The sequence below is a fragment of the Pseudomonas sp. GD04091 genome, from assembly GCF_029836165.1.
Classification (GTDB): Bacteria; Pseudomonadota; Gammaproteobacteria; order Pseudomonadales; family Pseudomonadaceae; genus Aquipseudomonas.
In genome coordinates this window covers 50220-69229 of the sequence record NZ_JAOEBG010000029.1, presented here as the reverse complement: position 1 = coordinate 69229, position 19010 = coordinate 50220, and the positions used below count along the sequence as shown (strand labels likewise).

General features: G+C 68.0%; 21 protein-coding genes. 17 read left to right on the top strand and 4 right to left on the bottom strand.

Annotated features, from left to right (window positions below; genetic code table 11):
- Window positions 1-29: 29 nt before the first annotated feature.
- Window positions 30-2081 carry a PhoX family phosphatase gene (locus N7422_RS24665; RefSeq protein WP_279808972.1) on the bottom strand — a complete coding sequence of 684 codons (2052 nt, stop codon included), beginning with the start codon at window positions 2079-2081 and terminating at the stop codon, window positions 30-32.
- Between the two features lie 218 nt (window positions 2082-2299).
- On the opposite strand from N7422_RS24665, the gene N7422_RS24660 reads away from it, so the two are divergent.
- From N7422_RS24660 to N7422_RS24605, 12 genes are all read left to right on the top strand, one after another.
- The gene (locus tag N7422_RS24660) at window positions 2300-3943 is read left to right on the top strand and encodes a lipoprotein UxpA (RefSeq protein WP_279808971.1); all 1644 of its coding nucleotides are present in this window, start codon (window positions 2300-2302) and stop codon (window positions 3941-3943) included.
- Complete coding sequence (locus N7422_RS24655; RefSeq protein WP_279808970.1) at window positions 3940-4359, top strand: pilus assembly protein PilZ; 420 nt, start codon at window positions 3940-3942, stop codon at window positions 4357-4359. Before N7422_RS24660 ends, N7422_RS24655 begins: the two co-directional genes overlap by 4 nt.
- A 3-nt stretch (window positions 4360-4362) precedes the next feature.
- On the top strand, window positions 4363-6312 hold the full coding sequence (gene gspD, locus N7422_RS24650; RefSeq protein WP_279808969.1) for a type II secretion system secretin GspD: 1950 nt from the start codon (window positions 4363-4365) through the stop codon (window positions 6310-6312).
- Window positions 6312-7760: an ATPase, T2SS/T4P/T4SS family gene (locus N7422_RS24645; RefSeq protein ID WP_279808974.1), complete on the top strand. Its 1449-nt coding sequence runs from the start codon at window positions 6312-6314 to the stop codon at window positions 7758-7760. The genes gspD and N7422_RS24645 overlap by 1 nt, the downstream gene beginning before the upstream one ends.
- A 2-nt stretch (window positions 7761-7762) precedes the next feature.
- Window positions 7763-8965, top strand: coding sequence for a type II secretion system inner membrane protein GspF (gspF, locus tag N7422_RS24640; protein WP_279808968.1), 1203 nt, complete (start codon window positions 7763-7765; stop codon window positions 8963-8965).
- A 14-nt stretch (window positions 8966-8979) separates the two neighbouring features.
- Window positions 8980-9414 carry a type II secretion system major pseudopilin GspG gene (gene gspG / locus N7422_RS24635; RefSeq protein ID WP_279808967.1) on the top strand — a complete coding sequence of 145 codons (435 nt, stop codon included), beginning with the start codon at window positions 8980-8982 and terminating at the stop codon, window positions 9412-9414.
- Window positions 9415-9559: 145 nt separating this feature from the next.
- On the top strand, window positions 9560-9997 hold the full coding sequence (gene gspH, locus N7422_RS24630; RefSeq protein WP_279808973.1) for a type II secretion system minor pseudopilin GspH: 438 nt from the start codon (window positions 9560-9562) through the stop codon (window positions 9995-9997).
- The gene (locus tag N7422_RS24625) at window positions 9994-10362 is read left to right on the top strand and encodes a type II secretion system protein (protein WP_279808966.1); all 369 of its coding nucleotides are present in this window, start codon (window positions 9994-9996) and stop codon (window positions 10360-10362) included. Before gspH ends, N7422_RS24625 begins: the two co-directional genes overlap by 4 nt.
- A complete protein-coding gene (locus N7422_RS24620; protein WP_279808965.1) occupies window positions 10359-10949 on the top strand; it encodes a prepilin-type N-terminal cleavage/methylation domain-containing protein in 591 nt (196 codons plus the stop codon). The genes N7422_RS24625 and N7422_RS24620 overlap by 4 nt, the downstream gene beginning before the upstream one ends.
- Window positions 10946-12010, top strand: coding sequence for a type II secretion system protein GspL (locus N7422_RS24615; RefSeq protein ID WP_279808964.1), 1065 nt, complete (start codon window positions 10946-10948; stop codon window positions 12008-12010). Before N7422_RS24620 ends, N7422_RS24615 begins: the two co-directional genes overlap by 4 nt.
- Window positions 12007-12381, top strand: a complete 375-nt coding sequence (gene gspM, locus N7422_RS24610; RefSeq protein ID WP_279808963.1) for a type II secretion system protein GspM — start codon at window positions 12007-12009, stop codon at window positions 12379-12381. Before N7422_RS24615 ends, gspM begins: the two co-directional genes overlap by 4 nt.
- A complete protein-coding gene (locus N7422_RS24605) occupies window positions 12378-13025 on the top strand; it encodes a general secretion pathway protein GspN (protein WP_279808962.1) in 648 nt (215 codons plus the stop codon). Before gspM ends, N7422_RS24605 begins: the two co-directional genes overlap by 4 nt.
- A gap of 22 nt (window positions 13026-13047) precedes the next feature.
- Here the strand turns inward: N7422_RS24605 and N7422_RS24600 are convergent, their stop codons facing one another.
- Both N7422_RS24600 and N7422_RS24595 read right to left on the bottom strand, forming a co-directional pair.
- Window positions 13048-13611, bottom strand: coding sequence for a L,D-transpeptidase family protein (locus tag N7422_RS24600; protein WP_279808961.1), 564 nt, complete (start codon window positions 13609-13611; stop codon window positions 13048-13050).
- A 19-nt stretch (window positions 13612-13630) separates the two neighbouring features.
- Window positions 13631-14185, bottom strand: a complete 555-nt coding sequence (locus tag N7422_RS24595) for an NUDIX hydrolase (RefSeq protein WP_279808960.1) — start codon at window positions 14183-14185, stop codon at window positions 13631-13633.
- Window positions 14186-14321: 136 nt separating this feature from the next.
- On the opposite strand from N7422_RS24595, the gene N7422_RS24590 reads away from it, so the two are divergent.
- The 5 genes from N7422_RS24590 to purT all read left to right on the top strand — a co-directional run bounded on the left by N7422_RS24590 (window position 14322) and on the right by purT (window position 17498).
- Window positions 14322-14921, top strand: coding sequence for a CoA pyrophosphatase (locus N7422_RS24590; protein WP_279808959.1), 600 nt, complete (start codon window positions 14322-14324; stop codon window positions 14919-14921).
- Between the two features lie 43 nt (window positions 14922-14964).
- On the top strand, window positions 14965-15489 hold the full coding sequence (locus tag N7422_RS24585) for a gamma carbonic anhydrase family protein (protein ID WP_279808958.1): 525 nt from the start codon (window positions 14965-14967) through the stop codon (window positions 15487-15489).
- Window positions 15479-15676 carry a DUF1289 domain-containing protein gene (locus tag N7422_RS24580; RefSeq protein ID WP_110738362.1) on the top strand — a complete coding sequence of 66 codons (198 nt, stop codon included), beginning with the start codon at window positions 15479-15481 and terminating at the stop codon, window positions 15674-15676. The genes N7422_RS24585 and N7422_RS24580 overlap by 11 nt, the downstream gene beginning before the upstream one ends.
- A 98-nt stretch (window positions 15677-15774) precedes the next feature.
- Complete coding sequence (locus N7422_RS24575; protein ID WP_279808957.1) at window positions 15775-16242, top strand: VUT family protein; 468 nt, start codon at window positions 15775-15777, stop codon at window positions 16240-16242.
- Window positions 16243-16316: 74 nt separating this feature from the next.
- A complete protein-coding gene (purT, locus tag N7422_RS24570) occupies window positions 16317-17498 on the top strand; it encodes a formate-dependent phosphoribosylglycinamide formyltransferase (RefSeq protein ID WP_279808956.1) in 1182 nt (393 codons plus the stop codon).
- 119 nt (window positions 17499-17617) lie between these two features.
- Here purT and N7422_RS24565 read toward each other — a convergent pair whose 3' ends face one another.
- Window positions 17618-18922, bottom strand: a complete 1305-nt coding sequence (locus tag N7422_RS24565; protein WP_279808955.1) for an MFS transporter — start codon at window positions 18920-18922, stop codon at window positions 17618-17620.
- Window positions 18923-19010: the final 88 nt, after the last annotated feature.

The window sequence follows — 19010 nt, the reverse complement described above, 5'->3', positions numbered from 1 at the left end:
TGTGGGAGCGGCCCGGCGCTTGGGGCGAATCAGACGGTGCCGATCTCGCCGCCATCGTTGCGCTGGATCACCACGGTCGAGGCCCGTGGCCGTACCGAGGTGCCGGCCGGCGTCACATCGGTGGCCTTGTCGGTGGTCGGCCAGTTGTCCGGGTGCTGGATGTTGACGAACATCGTCTTGTTGTCCGGGGTGAAGGCAATCCCCGTCACCTCGCAGCCGTTCGGCCCGACGAAGAAGCGGCGCAGGTCCACCTGGTTGGTGGCGTTGACCGGGATCTGCTTGCCGTTGGCATCCACCAGGTCGGTGGGGATCACCGCCAGCAGCTGGTCGTTGGTGTAGCTGGTCAGGGTGGTCTCGCCGTTGTCGGTCTCGAACCACAGCACGCCGCGGCTATCGAAGCTCATGCCGTCGGGGCTGGCGAACTGGTTCAGTTCGGTCAGGCCCGAGCGGTTGATATCCGGGGTGCCGGCGGCGTTGGCGCCGAACACGAAGATGTCCCAGGTGAAGGTCTTGTGATCGTCGCTGTCGTGCCAGCGGATGATGTGGCCATGGCGGTTCGGGCCGCGCGGGTTGGCCGCGTCGACCTTGGCCGCGGTGCGCGCGCTGTTGTTGGTCAGGGTCAGGTAGACGTCGCCGTTGAGTGGGTTGACGGCGGTCCACTCCGGGCGGTCCATGGGCGTCGCGCCCAAGGCGTCGGCGGCGCCACGGGTGTTGAGGATGATGCCCGGCAGGTCGCTGAACAGCGCGCCGAGGGTGCTGCCGCCAGTGGTCGGGGTGGCGACGTCGAGCAGCAGCCACACGCCGGTGCCGTTGGCATCGAAGCGGGCGACGTAGAGCTTGCCCTTGTCCAGGTACTTGGCGCCGGTGGCCAGGCGGTTGGCCGGGTTGGCGTCGGCCGGGTCCCATACCGCGTCGGAGACGAACTTGTACAGGTATTCGTTGTTGGAGTCATCGCCGGTGTACCAGACCAGCGGCTTGCCGGCCACCGGCAGGCCCGGGCAGCAGCCTTCGTGGCGGAAGCGGCCTAGGGCGGTGCGTTTCACCGCCAGGGTGTTGTTGGTGTAGGGGTCGATCTCGACGATGTAGCCGTAGGTGCTGGCTTCGTTGCGGTAGTCGTCGGTGGCGCTGGCGCCGGTCGGGGTGATGTTGAAGCGGGCGAACTCATCGGCCACCTCGCTGGCGTCACCGGCGGCGGTCTCCCACTTGTACTGGCCGCTGCTGGACGAGACGCCGATACGCACCTGGTCGGCCGGACGGGTGCCTTTGTTGACGAAGATGCCAGGCCAGTTCTCCTCGCAGGTCAGGTAGGTGCCCCACGGGGTGTAGCCGTTGCCGCAGTTGTTGTTGGTGCCGCGGCACTGGGTGCCGGTGGGCGAGAACTTGGTCTTGACGTGGTCGGTGCCGCGCAGGGGGCCGGCGATGTCCATCAGCGAGACGGTGGTGAAGCGGCGGTTGAGCGGGTCGTTGTCGACCACCTGCCAGCGCCCGGCGACCTTGCTGATGCGCACCACGCCCGCGCCATGGGCGTTGATCTCCTTGCGCACCTCCTCGACCGGGCGCTTGCCGGCGACGGTGGTGGGGCCGGCCGGGTGCAGGGCGGCGGTGTCGATGTATTCGAAGTTGATCGCCAGCAGGCCATCGCTGGAGCTGCCATTGATGGGGAAGAAGTGCATGCCGTCGTGGTGCATGCCCATCGCGTTGGCCTGGTCGGTGGAGCTGTTGCTGCCGTCGGCCTTCCACGGGTTGGCGGTGGCGTTCAGCGGCGTGCCCCAGGGCGCCAGCACGTAGGCGCTGTAGCCGGCGGCCACCACGCAGGCGTCGGTGCGCGAACCTGTGATCGAATTGAAGCCCAGTTTGAGTTTTGGTTTTTCCGGCTCTGGAGGGGTCACTGGATCATCGTGATCGGAACCGCCGCCGCTGTCGAAGCAACCTGTCAGGCCGGTGCCGGCGATCATGGCGATGGCGGCGCCAAGGCTGCCGCGTACCACGGTACGGCGGCTCAGGTAGGTGTCCATGACACTGGCCATCGGCAGGTTGCCGCTCAGGTTCCGGTCCAGGTTGTCGCCGGTATCTCGACTCATCAGGGTGTCCTTTTTTTGGCTGAGTTGAAGGAAACCGCGACTTTAGACGGCAAGTATGATGATTGATTGGCAGAAATGTTAACGAGAGTTTAAAACTCGCCGTTATTACTGCCTCTTGATACAGATTTTTTTGGAATTAGCAGCGGTTTTCTGCCATCAAACTGTCACGCCAACGCCGCAATATCCGGGGCCCAACGTGAACAGGGATGGCGGAGTCGATGGCAAGCAGTGTGGGCAGGCGCGAGGTGATCAGCTGGATGGGCGTCGGTGCGCTGGCACCGTTGCTCGGCGCCTGCTCGGCACTACCGGGGCCACGTGGCGGCGGTGATCGTGCGCTGGACCTGCTGTATGTGGCCGATACCCTCGATGCCCGCCAGCCGGGCCGGGCCGTGGTTCCGGCCACGCGCCTTGGCCCGGTCAGCCGCCTGGGGCGCGCGCCGTGGATGAGTGGGCCCAACGCCAGCGCCGCAGAGCCGGCGCTGGCGCCGCTGCTGGATGCCAACCTCGCCGCACAGGCCCGCACCGGTGGCTATGCGACGCTGGCGGCGCTGCTCGAACAGCTGCGCGCCGAAGCCGGCAGCGAGCACTGCCTGACCCTGGAGAACGGCCAGTGCTGGAACGGCAGCGGCCTGGCCTACCTCACCCAGGGCGAGAGCGGCGTGCAGGGCAGCCAGTTGCTGGGCAGCGAAGTACGGGTCAGCAGCGATGAGCGGGTGCTGTGGCCGCAGCTCAGTGCCGGGCTCTATCGCCAGTCTTCCACCATGACCCTCGGTGCCGGACTCGCCGACACCCAGGCCAAGGCGCTGGGCGTCGAAGGCCTCAAGGTGTTCCAGCGCGGTGGTGTGCGTGTTGCGGTGGTTGGCGTTACCGATCCGTACGCCCAGGACCAGAAGGCGTCTCTCAAACAGTGGTACCAATCTCTTCAGCCCAGCTTCCAGCAGGCCCGGCGCGAGGCCGACCTGGTGGTGGCCCTGGCGGATGTCGGCACCGGCCCCGGACTGTGGCTGGCCGAGCGCGTGCCGGAGGTGGATGTGCTGCTCTGCGCCCGCGGCCAGGATCTGTGGCCGGCACCGGTGCAGGCGACCCAGTCCAGCGGCCGCCGGGTCCCGGTGCTGTTCGCCGGCTGCCGGGCCAGCGGCGCGTTTCGCCTGCGTTGCCGCCAGGTGGGCGGGCAATGGCAGTTCGAGGCGCGTTTCTTCCCGGCCTTCGAGCACAGCCTCGGGCCGCAGGCCCAGGCCCGCGCCAGCCAGCTGCGCGGTGAACTGCAACGCCAGCGCAGCGGCCACGCCGCCTGGCTCGACCAGCCGCTGGCCCGCGCGCCCGAGGCGCTGTGGCGTCGCGATACCCGTGGCGGCAGCTGGGACCGCCTGCTGCACCTGGCCCTGGCCGACGATTCGAGCATGCCGGTGCTGCTGCCCGGCCTACGCTACGACTACCCGCTGCAAGCGGGTGAAGCGATCACCCGCGAACACCTGATCAGCCTCACCGGCGGCTATCCGGCCCCCGTGGTCGAGGCCCCGGCGCGCCAGGTCGAACAGGTGCTGGAGAATGCCGCCGAGCAGTTGTTCGGCGATCCGTTGCTGCTGGACAACAGCCAGGACCTGCCACGCTGGCAAAGCCAGAACTGGCAGGTGAGCTACAGCCCCAACGGCAAGCGCATCATCGGCCTGCAGCCGGTCGAGGGGCTGTGCCGCACCTTCGGCCTGCATTTCGACGCCCAGGCCGGCGTGCCGCTGTGGCAGACCCTGGAAGCCTGGCTGACCCGGCAGGCGCCGGGCTGGGCGCTGGCGCCGCTGCAACTGCCGGCCGTGCGCTATGTGCAGGGCCATCCTGGCTGGCATCCGCACCAGGTGGCCGCGTGACCGCTCGCCTTCTCAGTTTCGCGCTGCTGACCCTGGCCGGCTGGCTGGCGGCGCAGTGCGTGCTGCTGCTCGGCCGCCAGCCGCTGCCGGCCAGCGCGCCCGCGCAAGCGCAGATCGCGCTGCCGGGCCTGTTGGTCGAGCACTGGCAGGCGCCCGTCGACGACGCCAGCATTCCGCTTACCCGCCTGCCCCTGGCCTACCTGGGCGGTCTCAAGGCCCAGCCGCTGTCGGCCAGCGTGGTGGTGCTGCGTCACGGCCAGCAGGTGCGCACCCTCGGGCGCGGCCAGCGCCTGGCGCCGGGCATCGTGCTGCAGGACATCGATGCCGAGGGTTTGATCTTCGACAACAACGGGCGGCGCGAGCGTCTGCCCTGGCCGCCACGCCCCGCCGTGACCGGCTTCAAGCGCCAAGGATGAATGATGATCGCAAGGTACTGTCTGGTCGGGCTGCTGGTGCTCGGCATGTCCCTGGCCCAGGCCGAAGAGCCGGAGGTGTTCGCCGACGACGGCACGCCGCTGTACGAAGTCAATTTCGTCGACACCGAGCTCGGTGAGTTCATCGACAGTGTGTCGCGCATCACCGGCACGACGTTCATAGTCGATCCACGGGTCAAGGGCAAGGTCACCGTGCGCACGGTCGATCGCCATGACGCCGATGCCATCTACGACATCTTCCTTGCCCAGTTGCGGGCACAGGGTTTCGCCGCGGTGGACCTGCCCAATGGCAGCGTGAAGATCGTTCCCGACCAGGCAGCGCGCCTGGAGCCTGTGCCGGTGGAAAGCGCCGGCAAGAAGTCCGAGGGCAGCGACGGTGTGGCCACCCGGGTGTTCAACGTGCGCAACGCCGCCAGCGAGCAGATGCTCGGCATCCTCAAGCCGCTGATCGACCCACGGGTCGGCGTGATCACCCCGTACCCGGCCGCCAACCTGCTGGTGGTCACCGACTGGCGCAGCAACCTGGAACGGATCGACAGCCTGCTGCGCCAGCTCGACCAGGTCAGCGAAGAGCCGTTGCAGGTCATCCCGCTCAAGCACGCCAGCGCCGCCGACACTGCCGGCCTGGTGACCCGCCTGCTGGCCCGCGAGCAGGGCGCCGATGCCGCCCAGGTGGTCGCCGACCCGCGCAGCAATGCCTTGCTGGTGCGTGGCAGCGCCGACAGCCGCGAGCGGGTGCGGGCCTTGCTGGCCCAGCTCGACCGGCCCGGGGACAACCTGCGCAGCAGCAACACCCAGGTCATCTACCTGCGCCACGCCAATGCCGCCGAAGTGGTCAAGGTCCTGCGCGGCCTGAGCCAGACCGGCGCGGTGCCGGCCGCGGAGGGCGAGGGCAAGGACGCGCCGGTGCAGGCGGCCAGCGATTCGGGAATCCGTCTGGAGTACGAGGAGGGCACCAACGCCGTGGTGATGGTCGGCCCCGACAGCGAACTGGCCGCCTACCGTAGCATCGTCGAGCAGCTGGACATCCGCCGGGCGCAGGTGGTGGTCGAGGCGATCATCGCCGAGGTCTCCGACAGCAGTGCCCAGGAGCTGGGGGTGCAGTGGCTGTTCGCCGACGAGAAGTTCGGCGCCGGCATCGTCAACTTCGGCAGCAACGGCGTGAACATCGCCAGCATCGCCGGCGCGGCCAGCAGCGGCGACAACGAGAAACTCGGCAAGCTGCTGTCGGCCACCACCGGCGCTACCGCCGGCATCGGTCACTTCGGCGGCGGCTTCAACTTCGCCATGCTGGTCAACGCGCTCAAGGGCAAGAGCGGCTTCAACCTGCTGTCCACGCCGACCCTGCTGACCCTGGACAACGCCGAGGCGTCGATCCTGGTCGGCCAGGAGGTGCCGTTCGTCACCGGCTCGGTGACCCAGAACAACGCCAATCCGTACCAGACCATCGAGCGCAAGGAAGTGGGGGTGAAGCTGCGCATCAAGCCGCAGGTCAACATCGACAACAGCGTGCGCCTGGACATCGTCCAGGAAGTATCGTCGATCGCCGACTCAAGCGCCGCCAGCGACGTGATCACCAACAAGCGCGAGATAAAGACCAAGGTGATGGTCGAGGACAACGGCCTGGTGATCCTCGGCGGGCTGATCAGCGACGAGCTCTCCACCAGCAACCAGCGCGTGCCGTTCCTGGGTGACATCCCGGGGCTGGGCCGACTGTTCCGCTCCGACGCCAGCAAGAACACCAAGCAGAACCTGATGGTGTTCATCCGTCCGCGCATCCTGCGCGACGGCGAGAGCCTGGCCGGGTTGAGCCAGCAGAAGTACCAGAGCCTGCAGCAGAACACGCCGCTCAAGCTGCCGGAGCTGGCCGAAGGCCTGCCGCTGTTGCAGGTGTTCCCTTCCAGCCGAGCGCGGCTCGAAGGCGGGGACTGGTGATGCTGCCCTATCGCCTGGCACGCCAGAGCGGCGTGGCCATGGCGCCGGCCGAGGAAGGCTGGCAGCTGTGGCTGCGCAGCGATGCCGACAGTGATCAGGTGCAGGAGCTGTTGCGCGTGCATGGCCAGCCAGGCTGTGTCGAGCGGCTCGACAGCGCCGTGTTCGACGAGCGCCTCGGCCAGCTCTACCAGGCCGGCGAGGCGGCGACCGAAGCGCTGATCGAGGGTATCGGCGAGCAGGTCGACCTGGACAGCCTGATGAGCGAGATGCCGCGCATCGAGGACTTGCTCGAGAGCGACGACGAAGCCCCGGTGATCCGCCTGATCAACGGCCTGTTCGGCCAGGCCCTGCGCCTGCGCGCCTCGGACATCCATATCGAGACCTTCGAGCAGAGCCTGGTGGTGCGCCTGCGCATCGACGGTCACCTGCGCGAGGTGCTGCGCCCGCCACGGGCGCTGTCGGCGATGCTGGTGTCGCGGATCAAGGTCATGGCGCGGCTGGATATCGCCGAAAAGCGCCAGCCCCAGGATGGCCGCATCACCCTGCGCGCCGCCGGGCGCGAAGTGGACGTGCGGGTCTCGACCTTGCCCGGCATCCACGGCGAGCGGGTGGTGATGCGCGTGCTCGACAAGCAGGCCAGCCTGCTGGCGCTGGACAACCTGGGCATGCCCGCCGCGGTGCTGCGCGGCCTGCGCGGCTGCCTGGCGCGGCCCAACGGCATCGTCCTGTCCACCGGCCCCACCGGCTCGGGCAAGACCACCACGCTGTACGCCAGCCTCAACAGCCTGAACGACGGCAGCCGCAACATCCTCACCGTCGAGGATCCGGTCGAGTACGCCATCGCCGGCATCGGCCAGACCGCCATCAACCCCCGTGCCGGGCTGACCTTCGCCAGCGGCCTGCGCGCGATCCTGCGCCAGGATCCGGACGTGATCATGCTTGGCGAAATCCGCGACCAGGAGACCGCGCAGATCGCCGTGCAGGCCAGCCTCACCGGGCACCTGGTGCTGTCGACCCTGCACACCAACAGCGCCGTGGGCGCGGTCACCCGCCTGCGCGACATGGGTATCGAGCCCTTCCTCATCGCCTCGTGCCTGCGCGGCGTGCTGGCCCAGCGTCTGGTGCGGCGCCTGTGTTCATGCGCCGTGGCGCACCCGCTGCAGCCGGCCGAGCGTGAGCTGTGGCCGGAACTGGGCAGCTTGCCCGAGAGCTATCACCCGGTGGGCTGCGAGCACTGCCAGGGCAGCGGGTACGTCGGCCGCCTGGGGTTGTACGAATTCATCGAGCTGGATGCCGGGCTGGTCGCGTTGCTCTACGACGGCGAGAGCGAGCTGGCGATGCAGGCCTACCTGGACGGCCGTCGACAGAGCCTGGTGGCCATGGCCAGCGATTGCCTGGCCCGCGGCCAGACCAGCTTGGCCGAAGTGCTGCGCGTGGTGCAGGGATAAGCATGCCGACCTATCGCTACCAGGCCGTGGACCTTGCCGGCAAGGCGCACAAGGCCAGCGTGCAGGCCGACAGCGAGCGGCATGCGCGCCAGTTGCTGCGCGAACAGGGCCTGTTCGCCCGGCAGTTGCAGCGCCACGAGAGCGGCCAGGCTCAGCCACGACGCCAGCGCCTGAGCCGTGCCCAGTTGTGCGAGCTGACCCGGCAACTGGCGACCCTGATCGGCGCCGGCATTCCGCTGGTCGACGCCCTGGCCACCCTGGAGCGGCAACTGCGTCAGCCGGCGTTGCATGCGGTGCTGGTGGCCCTGCGAGGCTCCCTCGCCGAAGGCCTGGGCCTGGCCCGCAGCCTGGCTCGCCAAGGCACGCCGTTCACCGGGCTGTACTGCGCGCTGGTCGAGGCCGGCGAGCGCTCCGGGCGCCTGGGACAGGTGCTGGCGCGCCTGGCCGAGCATCTGGAACAGGTCCAGCGTCAGCGCCACAAGGCCCGTACCGCGCTGATCTACCCGGCGGTGCTGATGGGCGTGTCGCTGGCGGTGGTGGTCGGCCTGATGACCTTCGTGGTGCCCAAGCTCACCGAACAGTTCGCCCATTCCGGGCAGAGCCTGCCGCTCATCACCTCGCTGCTGATCGGCCTCAGCCAGGGGCTGGTACATGCCGGGCCCTACCTGCTGGCGCTGGCGATCGGACTGACCGTGCTCGGCGGCTGGCTGCTGCGCAAACCGCATTGGTGTCTGCGTCGCGACGATCTGCTGCTGCGCCTGCCGCGGGTCGGCGTGGTGCTGCAGGTGCTGGAGAGCGCGCGCCTGGCGCGCAGCCTGGCCATTCTCTGCGGCAGTGGGGTGGCCCTGCTCGAAGCCTTGCAGGTGGCCACCGAGACGGTCGGCAACCGACGGATTCGCGCCGCCATGGACCAGGTACGCCAGCACGTGCAGGGCGGCACCAGCCTGCACCGGGCGCTGGATGGCGCCGGCCAGTTTCCGCCGTTGCTGGTGAACATGGTCGGCAGCGGCGAGGCCAGCGGCACCCTGGCCGACATGCTCGAACGCGTGGCCGATGACCAGGAGCGCGGCTTCGCCCGCCAGGTGGACACCGCCATGGCGCTGTTCGAACCGCTGATGATCCTGGTGATGGGCGCGGTGGTGCTGTTCATCGTACTGGCGGTGCTGCTGCCGATCATGCAGCTCAACCAGGGACTGCAACTGTGACAAGGAGACCTTTCATGCAACGACGACGTACCCGCCAGCGAGGCTTCACGCTGATGGAAATCATGGTGGTGATCTTCATCATCGGCCTGTTGATCGCCGTGGTCGCGCCCAGCGTGCTGGGCAACCAGGACAAGGCCATGAAGCAGAAGGTCATGGCCGACCTGGCGACCCTGGAGCAGGCGCTGGACATGTACCGCCTGGACAACCTGCGCTTCCCCAGCAACGAGCAGGGCCTGGCGGCGCTGGCGAACAAACCGACCCAGGAACCGCTGCCACGCAGCTGGCGCAGCGATGGCTATATCCGTCGTCTGCCGGAGGATCCGTGGGGCACGCCGTATCAGTACCGCATGCCCGGCGAGCATGGCCGGGTGGATGTCTATTCGCTGGGCGCCGATGGTGTGCCGGGCGGCGAAGGGCTCGATGCCGATCTGGGCAACTGGGCGCTTTGAGGTGACTGGAATGTGTGTCCGGCTTGGCATTGTCGGGGCCGCTTCGCGCCCCTTTCGCGACACAAGGCCGCTCCTACAAGAAAATGCACTCGTCTGTAGGCGCGGCCTTGTGTCGCGAAAGGGGCGCGAAGCGGCCCCCGCTTTCCTGTGCCATCAACGTGGCTTCAGCCTGCTCGAACTGCTGGTGGTGCTGGCCATCGCCGCGCTGATGACCAGCCTGGCAGTGGCCTGGCTCGACAGCGGCAGGAGCAGCGTCGACCAGGCCCTCGACCGCCTGGCCGCCGCCACCGTGGCCCAGGCCGACCTGGCACGCCATGCCGGCCAGTTGCGCGGCTTGCGCTGGAACGGCCAGCAGCCGGAGTTCGTGCGTCGTCAGGGCGAGCAGTGGGTGGTCGAACCGGTCGCGCTGGGTGATTGGCCCAAGGGCCTGCGCCCGGACTGGGCGGCCAGCCAGGTGCCCGTTGTGCTGTTCACGCCGGATGGCTGGGCGCGCCCGGGCAGCTTGCGCTGGCGCTGGCCCGAGGGTGGCCAGCGATGGGATTGGGACCGAGGCGGGCGCTTGCGTGTGAGCGATAGCCCATGAAACGCCGGCAGCAAGGATTCACGTTGCTGGAAGTGAGCGTGGCACTGGGCATCGCCGCAGTCCTGGCGGTGATCACCAGCCAGGTCCTGCGCCAGCGCCTGGCCGTGCAGGACACCGTGCAGCAGCACCGCCTGGGCCTGCTGTGTGCCCGCGAGCTGCAGGCGCGCTTCGCCGTCGAGCAGTACTGGCCGGCGGCCAACCAGGACAGCGGCGTGCTGGTCGAGGGCGGGCAGGCCTGCCATTGGCAGCTGCAACTGCGTCGCACGGGCGTGCGCGATCTGCGCCGGGGCGAATTGCTGCTGCATGCCGACCGCGACCAGCGCCTGCCGCTGGGGCAGTACACCGTTTTCCTGGAGCGGCCATGAAGCGTCGCCAGTCGGGCCTGACCCTGATCGAGCTGCTGGTGGCCCTGGCGCTCACCGCCTTGCTCGGCGTGCTGCTGTCGGCACTGGTCAACGGCTGGCTGAAGGTGCGCGAACGGCTCGACGCACAGGTGCGCGAAACCGGCGTGCTGGACTTCTGCCTGGCCCTGGAGCGGCGTTTCGACAGCCCGCTGTTGCGCCGCGTGTACGAACAACGCCTGCCACTGGCGCCGCGCTGGTTCGACTGGCAACCCGATCGCCAGCAGTTGCTGTGGGTGGCCGCCGCCGCTTGGCCGCAGGCCGAGGGTGGCTCGCGCCTGCAACGCCAGCGCCTGCGATTCGAGCCCCGCGAACAACGCCTGCTGCTGGAAACCTCGGCTGACCTGTATGCCGCCACGGCTTCTCACTGGGTCGTGCGTGAGCGACTCGAACGGGTCAGCGCGATGAACATCCTCTACCACCAGTCCGGCCGTTGGCTGGCCTGGCCGTCTGATCAACCGGCGCACCCCGGACGGGGCGTGCGCGTGGAGCTTGTGCGCGATGGAGCACCGTATGCCTGTACCTTCGTTCTGCCTTGGGGGCGTTCATGAAGCTTGAGTGGCGCCGCCGGTCAACGACACAACCCTGGCTGCTGCTGCGCCCGGGGCAGGCGTGGGACTGGTTGCTGGTCGAGCAGGGGCGGCCCGTGCGCGCAGGGCAGGGTCAACCTCCGGCAGGGCTGGGTGCGCGGATCGCCCTGATCGTTCCCGCCGAGCACTGCAGCCACTTCCAGGTGCCCGCGCCGCCCGGGCTCAAGCGCGAGGAATGGTCGCTGCTGCTCGAAGACCGACTGGCCCAGGCCGCAGACGAAGTCAGCTGCGCCTGTGTCGGGCGCCTGCCCGGCCAGCTGCGGCTGGTGGTGGTGGCGCGACGGTGGCTGGACGAGTGGCGGGCGCAATGCGACGCGTGGGCCTTGCCGGTGGAGCGCTGCTGGGCGGAGTTCCAGTTGCTGCCTGAGCGGTGTCATGTCTGGCAACGTGGGGAGATGACACTCTGCACCGGCGTCGACGGCGAGGGTCGGGCGCACTGGTTGGCCTGGCCGCGAACACCAGGCCTGGACGCGCCTGTGGACTGGCAGGACGGGGCGCCGGGCACCGTGGAGGGGGCATGGCCACCGACGCTGGCCAGTCTTGACCGTGTGCCGGCGCTGTTCGAAAGCCGTCGCGCTCGACCGCGCCTGAGGCTGGCCGTGGCACAGTGGCGGCTGGCTGTCGCCTGCCTGGTGCTGGCCGTGGCCTGGGGCGGGCTGTGGTGCGCGCAGCAATGGCGCCAGGCCAAGGTCTATCGTGAGCAGGTGTTGGCGGTGACCGCGGCGCAGGCCTCGCCGCGCCAGGCCGCCCAGGCACTCAAGCGTCTGCGTGACGAGCAGAATGAACGTGAGGTACGCCTGCGTCGGCTCGAAGGGTTGCAGGCACAGTTGCAGGCGTGGCTGAGCGGGAATCCCGGTTGGCAGTTGCGGGCGGTGCGCTTCGATGGGCAGCGCTGGCACCTGGAGCTCGAAGGCGAAGGGGACACGCCACCCTGGCAGGCCATGGCCACGGCCATGGGTGCGCCGGCGCAGGTCGAGGAGGACGGGCGCCGCGTGGTGTTCGACCTGGGGGTGGCATCGTGAGCCGGCATCATCGGCTGTGGCTGGCCTGGGGGCTGGTGGGCGTGCTGCTGGCGTTCCTCGCGTTGCGCGAAGGGCTGGGCGTCTGGCGTGAGTGGGCGCAATGGCGCGGGTTGGCCGAATCGGTGGCGGGGCTGCGCGAGGGCCCGTCGTTGAGCCTGGAACGCTTGCGTCAGTCGGCCCAGGCCCGCCACATCGATCTCGTTGAGGTGCAACCCGACGGCGCACGTTGGCGGCTGCGCGGCAAGGTGGCCGAGGCGCAGGTCCTGCAGGAATGGTTGCAGGCGTTGCGCGAGGACGGTGCGCAGCCGCTGCAGTGGGGGCTGATGCGCGACGAGGACGGGCTGCGCTTCGATGTGCAGGTCCTGCCATGAGTCGCCGGGCCGGTGCCTGGTTGGGCCTGGTGTTCATCCTGACCTTGCTGGCCCAATGGCCGGCCGGTTGGCTGGGCCTGCCCCTGCAGGGTGTCACGGGTAGCCTGTGGCAGGGGCAGGCGGCACGGCTGGGGACGGTCGGGCCGCTACGCTGGGACCTGAACCCGTGGCGTCTGGAAGCACAGCTCTGGCTAGGGTTTCAGGGGCAGGGCTGGCAGGCGCGACTGAAGGGCTGGCCGTGGCGCTGGCAGGCCGAGGTGGAGGCCCTGGGCAGGCGCTACAGTGTGCCGCAGGGATACCGTCTGGGCGGGCAATGGCAAGGGGTGATGCGGCTGCAGGGGGCGGGGCGGCAATGCCAGGCCGCGCAAGGGCGCATCACGGTGAACGACCTGGCGCTGGTCGAGCCCTGGTCTCTCGGGTTGGGGCAAGGGGCGATCGAGATGCGCTGCCAGGGAGGCTGGCGGCTATCCGGGAATCTGCGGTTGCCGGGCCAGCACCAGTTGGTGCTGGACGCCGATCTGCCGGGACGCCGGGCAACGGTGGATATCGAGGTGCAGCCCGAGGCCGGGCTGACGCCGGTGCTGCGTGGGGTGCAATGGTTGGGGGCGGAGGCGTTGCAGGGCCAGCGGGTGGTGCGCTGGTGACGTCACCACATCGCCGCTGCGCTCAGGGGCGAATCTCGATCAGCGTCCCGTCCTTGACCATGCTCCACACTTCCTGCATGTCGTCGTTGCGCATGGCGATGCAGCCTTCGGTCCAGTCGAGGGTGTGGAAGTACCACTCCGGGTACTCTTCGTTGATCGGCGTGCCGTGGATCATGATCATGCTGCCGGGGGCCACGCCTTCACGCCGGGCCTTGGCCGCGTCGCTGATGTTCGGATAGGAGATGTGCATGGCCAGGTTGTAGCGGTCGCTGACCTTGCGCCAGTCCAGCCAGTACAGGCCTTCGGGGGTTCTCTTGTCGCCCTCGCGCTCCTTGGCGCCCTTGGGCTGCTTGCCCAGGGAAATGCGGTAGGTCTTGAGCGGTTCGCCCCGGCTGATCAGTTGCAGCCGGCGTTCGGACTTGATCACCAGCACCTTGTCGATCAGGCGTTCCTGCTGGGCGGCACCGGCGGCCGGCTGGACCGGCGACGGCGTGGCCGACGGAGTCTTGCGGATGATGGTCTCGGTGAAGGCCGCTTGCGACACCGAGACGACACTGAGGCAGAAGAGGGCAAGCAGCCAGCGCATGAAACCTATCCCTGAAGACTTAAGTGGTGGACGACGAGACGTTCATCGGCGGCAGGTATTCATGGCCTATCGGGTAGTGCTGCCTGATGCGGTCGCGATAATAGCATTCTAGTGTGCGTGTGACGGTCCGGAAAGCCAGCTCATCCCAGGGGATCTCGTGCTCCTCGAAAAGGCGCACCTCCAGGCTCTCGACGCCGACGGCGAAGTCCAGGTCGGCGAGTTCGGCGCGAAAGAACACATGCACCTGATTGATGTGCGGCAGGTCGAACAGCTGGTAGAGGGTGGTGTCGCCGACTCGGGCGCAGGCTTCCTCGACGGTTTCGCGACGGGCGGCCTGATCCAGGGTCTCGCCGTTCTCCATGAAGCCGGCGGGCAGGGTCCAGAAGCCGCGGCGCGGCTCGATGGCACGACGACACAGCAGCACCTGGCTGCCCCAGATGGGCAGTACGCCGGCGACGATGTTGGGGTTCTGGTAATGAATGGTGTGGCAATGCTCGCACACATGGCGCGGGCGGCTGTCGCCTTCGGGGATTCGCTGGGTGACCGGCTGGCCACACGCGCTGCAGAATTTCATGCTTTATTCATTCCTGTGGGGTCGGGCTATCTTGGCGTGCCCGGCCCGCCCACCGCAAGCGGCCTGCGGGCGGGGCTTGGGTGCCTCGCGGCTTTGGTGCATCATGCGGGGCAGGCCTTGGAATCGAGAGTGCGTAATGCTGGACGAGCTTCTTCGCCGAATGAGCAACCACACCCCCGCGTCACTCGAGGTGGATCGCCGTTTCCCCGAGGCGGCGGTACTGCTGCCCATCACCCGCAGCGACGAGCCGGAGCTGGTCCTCACGCTACGGGCCAAGGGCCTGTCCACCCACGGTGGCGAAGTGGCGTTTCCAGGTGGCCGGCGCGATCCGGAGGACCCTGACCTGGTGTTCACCGCCCTGCGTGAGGCCGAAGAGGAAATCGGCCTGCCCCCTGGCCTGGTGGAAGTGCTTGGCCCGCTCAGCTCGGTGATTTCGCTGCATGGCCTGAAGGTGACGCCATTCGTCGGTTTGATTCCCGATTATGTCGAGTACCGCGCCAATGACGCGGAAATCGCCGCCGTGTTCAGCGTGCCACTGGCGTTCTTCCGCCAGGACCCGCGTGAGCATACCCACCGTATCGACTATCAGGGACGCAGTTGGTACGTGCCCAGTTATCGTTACGGCGAATACAAGATCTGGGGGTTGTCGGCGATCATGATCGTCGAACTGGTCAACCTGCTGTTCGATGCCGGTATCAGCCTGCACCAGCCCCCCGAGCGTCTCATCCAGAATTGAGCGGGGCTCACCCCGCCACCGAACCTACCGTGAGGAGCGACACATGAAATACCGCCTGGGCGACCTGCGGGTCGAAGCCCATCCCGAGAGCTGGGCCGCGCCCAATGCCACGCTGATCGGCAAGGTGCGCCTGCAGGCGCGGGCCAGCGTGTGGTTCGGTGCGGTGCTGCGCGGCGACAACGAGCTGATCGACATCGGCGAGGACAGCAATGTCCAGGATGGCACGGTGATGCACACCGACATGGGCTCGCCGCTGACGATCGGCAAGGGCGTGACCATCGGCCACAACGCCATGCTGCACGGCTGCACGGTAGGCGACTACAGCCTGGTCGGTATCAACGCGGTCATCCTCAATGGGGCGCGCATCGGCAGGCACTGCATCATCGGCGCCAATGCGCTGATCCCCGAAGGCAAGGAGATTCCCGACGGTTCCCTGGTGATGGGCTCGCCGGGCAAGGTGGTGCGCGAACTCAGCGAGCAGCACAAGCGCATGCTCGAGGCCAGCGCCGCGCATTACGTGCACAACGCCCAGCGCTATGCCCGCGACCTGGTGATCGATGAAGACTGACGAACGGCCAGTGGCCTCGCCCTGCGTCAGTATCTGCGCGCTGGACGAGCAGGATATCTGCACCGGGTGCCAGCGCACGGTGGACGAGATCACCCGTTGGGGGCGAATGGACAACGAGCAGCGCCGGGAGGTGCTCAAGAAGTGCCATGAGCGGGCGCTGGCGGCCGGGCTGATCATCGGATCGTAGAATCTGCGCGGGCATCTTCGCGGGTAAACCCGCGAAGAGTCTGGCGCTGACTGCAAATTCAAGTACTCTGTGCGGCTGGTCCACCGAACACACAGAACATGTTCTATCTCATCGCCTACATCAGCAGCGTGGTGCTGATCAACTACGCCTTCTCCAGCGCGCCGCACCTGGACGTGATCTGGTCCGCCTGGGGCGGCCTGGTGTTCATCCTGCGCGACATGGTGCAGACCCGCTACGGGCATGGCGCGCTGCTGGCCATGCTGGTCGCGCTGGTGCTCTCGTACGTGACCTCGGAGCCGGCCATCGCCCTGGCCAGCGCCACCGCGTTCTTCGTGTCCGAACTGATCGACTGGCTGGTGTTCAGCGTCACCCGCCGCCCTCTGCGCGATCGTCTCTGGCTCAGTTCGGCGCTGAGCATCCCGGTGGACACCTTCATCTTCTTCGGCATGATCGGCGCGCTGACGCCAGCGGTGGTCGGCACGGCGATGGCGTCTAAGTTCGCCGGGGTCACGGCGGTGTGGCTGATCATGGCCTGGCGTGCACGGCGCGCGGTGGCGACTTCCTGATGTAGAATGGCGGTCCATTTTTCAGCGGGCGGCAGCCAGCGTGGCGCGGCCCCGGACGTCTTCGAGGACCTGAAATGACCCGTATCGGAACCCCATTGTCGCCGACCGCGACCCGTGTACTGCTGTGCGGCTGCGGCGAGCTGGGCAAGGAAGTGGTGATCGAGCTGCAGCGCCTGGGTGTCGAGGTGATCGCCGTGGACCGCTACGCCCACGCGCCGGCCATGCAGGTCGCGCATCGCAGCCATGTGATCAACATGCTCGACGGCGTCGCCCTGCGCGCAGTGATCGAGGCGGAAAAGCCGCACTACATCGTTCCGGAAATCGAGGCCATCGCCACCGCCACCCTGGTGGAACTGGAGAGCGAAGGCTTCAACGTGGTGCCCACCGCCCGCGCCACCCAGCTGACAATGAACCGTGAAGGCATCCGTCGCCTGGCCGCGGAAGAGCTGGACCTGCCGACCTCGCCGTACCACTTCGCCGATACCTTCGAGGACTACGCGAAGGCCGTGGCCGACCTGGGCTATCCCTGCGTGGTCAAGCCGGTGATGAGCTCGTCGGGCAAGGGCCAGAGCCTGCTGCGCGGCGCCGACGACCTGCAGAAGGCCTGGGACTATGCCCAGGAAGGCGGCCGTGCCGGCAAGGGCCGGGTGATCATCGAGGGCTTCATCGACTTCGAGTACGAGATCACCTTGCTGACCGTGCGGCATGTCGGTGGCACCACGTTCCTGGAGCCGGTGGGGCACCGTCAGGAGAAGGGTGACTACCAGGAGTCGTGGCAGCCCCAGGCCATGAGTCCGAAGGCGCTGGCCGAGTCGCAGCGCGTGGCCCAGGCGGTCACCGACGCGCTGGGCGGCCGCGGCCTGTTCGGCGTCGAGCTGTTCGTCAAGGGCGACCAGGTGTGGTTCAGCGAAGTTTCGCCGCGTCCGCACGACACGGGCCTGGTGACCTTGATTTCCCAGGACTTGTCGCAGTTCGCCCTGCATGCCCGCGCCATTCTCGGCCTGCCGATCCCGGTGGTGCGCCAGTTCGGCCCGTCGGCTTCGGCGGTGATCCTGCCGCAAGGCCAGTCGCAGCAGACCAGCTTCGCCAACCTCGGCGCCGCCCTGAGCGAGCCGGATACCGCCATTCGCCTGTTCGGCAAGCCGGAAATCAATGGCACCCGGCGCATGGGCGTGTGTCTGGCGCGCGATGAGTCGGTCGAGGCGGCGCGGGCCAAGGCGACCCGGGCTTCGCAGGCGGTCAAGGTCGAGTTCTGATCTGAGATTGCGGGGGGGCGCTTTGCGCCCCTTTCGCGACACAAGGCCGTTCCTACAGGGGGCGCGCTGTGGGAGCGGCGGCCTTGTGCCGCGAAAGGCTGCCAAGCAGCCCCAATGGTTCAAAGTGCGGTATCGCGCGTCTCTTTCAGGCACAACACAGCAATCAGACTGATCACCGCCGCCACCGACACATATCCCCCCACCCAGCTCAATCCCCCCATGCTCACCAGTTTCTGGGCAAAGAACGGTGCCGCCGAGGCGCCGACGATGCCGCCCAGGTTGTAGGCTGCCGAGGCCCCGGTGTAACGCACGTGGGTCGGGAACAGTTCCGGCAGCAACGCCCCCATCGGCGCGAAGGTCACACCCATCAGGAACAGCTCGATGGCCAGGAACAGCGCCACGCCCGTGGTCGAACCCGAGGTCAGCAGCGGTTCCATGGTGAAGCCCGAAGCGATGGCCAGCAGGCCACCGACCACCAGCACCGGCTTGCGTCCGTAACGGTCGCTGAGCCAGGCCGACAGCGGCGTGGCCAGGGCCATGAAGACCACGGCGAAGCACAGCAAGCCGAGGAAGGTCTCGCGGCTGTACCCCAGGGTGGTCACGCCGTAGCTGAGCGAGAACACCGTGGAGATGTAGAACAGCGCGTAGCACACCACCATGGCCGCGGCGCCCAGCAAGGTGGGCAGCCAGTAGCGGGCGAACAGGTCGACCACCGGCATCTTGACTCGCTCGTGACGGGCGACCGCCTTGGCGAACACCGGGCTTTCCTCCAGCTTCAGCCGTACATAAAGGCCGACCAGCACCAGCGCGGCGCTGAGCAGGAACGGAATGCGCCAGCCCCATTCACGGAACTGCTCGTCGCTGAGCACCAGGGCCAGGGTGAGGAACAGGCCGTTGGCCGCGAGGAAGCCGATCGAGGGGCCGAGCTGCGGGAACATGCCGAACCAGGCACGCTTGCCCTGCGGTGCGTTCTCGGTGGCCAGCAGCGCCGCGCCGCCCCATTCGCCGCCCAGTCCCAGGCCCTGACCGAAGCGCAGCACGCAGAGAATGATCGGCGCCCACACGCCGATGCTGTCGTAGCCGGGCAGCACGCCGATCAGGGTGGTGGAGACGCCCATCAGCAGCAGCGAAGCGACCAGCGTCGACTTGCGCCCGATGCGGTCGCCGAAGTGGCCGAACAGCGCCGAACCCAGCGGTCGGGCGAGGAAGGCGATGCCAAAGGTCAGGAAGGCCGCGAGCATCTGCGCGGTGCCGGAGCCCGAGGGGAAGAACACCGGCCCGATCACCAGCGCGGCGGCGGTGGCGTAGACGTAGAAGTCGTAGAACTCGATGGCGGTGCCGATGAAGCTGGCGGTGGCCACCCGGGCAGGGGAATTGACCGGGGTCGCCGAAGCTGGTTCGGCGTAGGTGCTGCTGGTAGTCATGCGAAGGTCCCTGACAGTCATGCTCCATGGGGCACGGCCCATGTGGCGGGCACACGGGAGCCGGAGCGTATTGTTGTTGGTCGCCCGA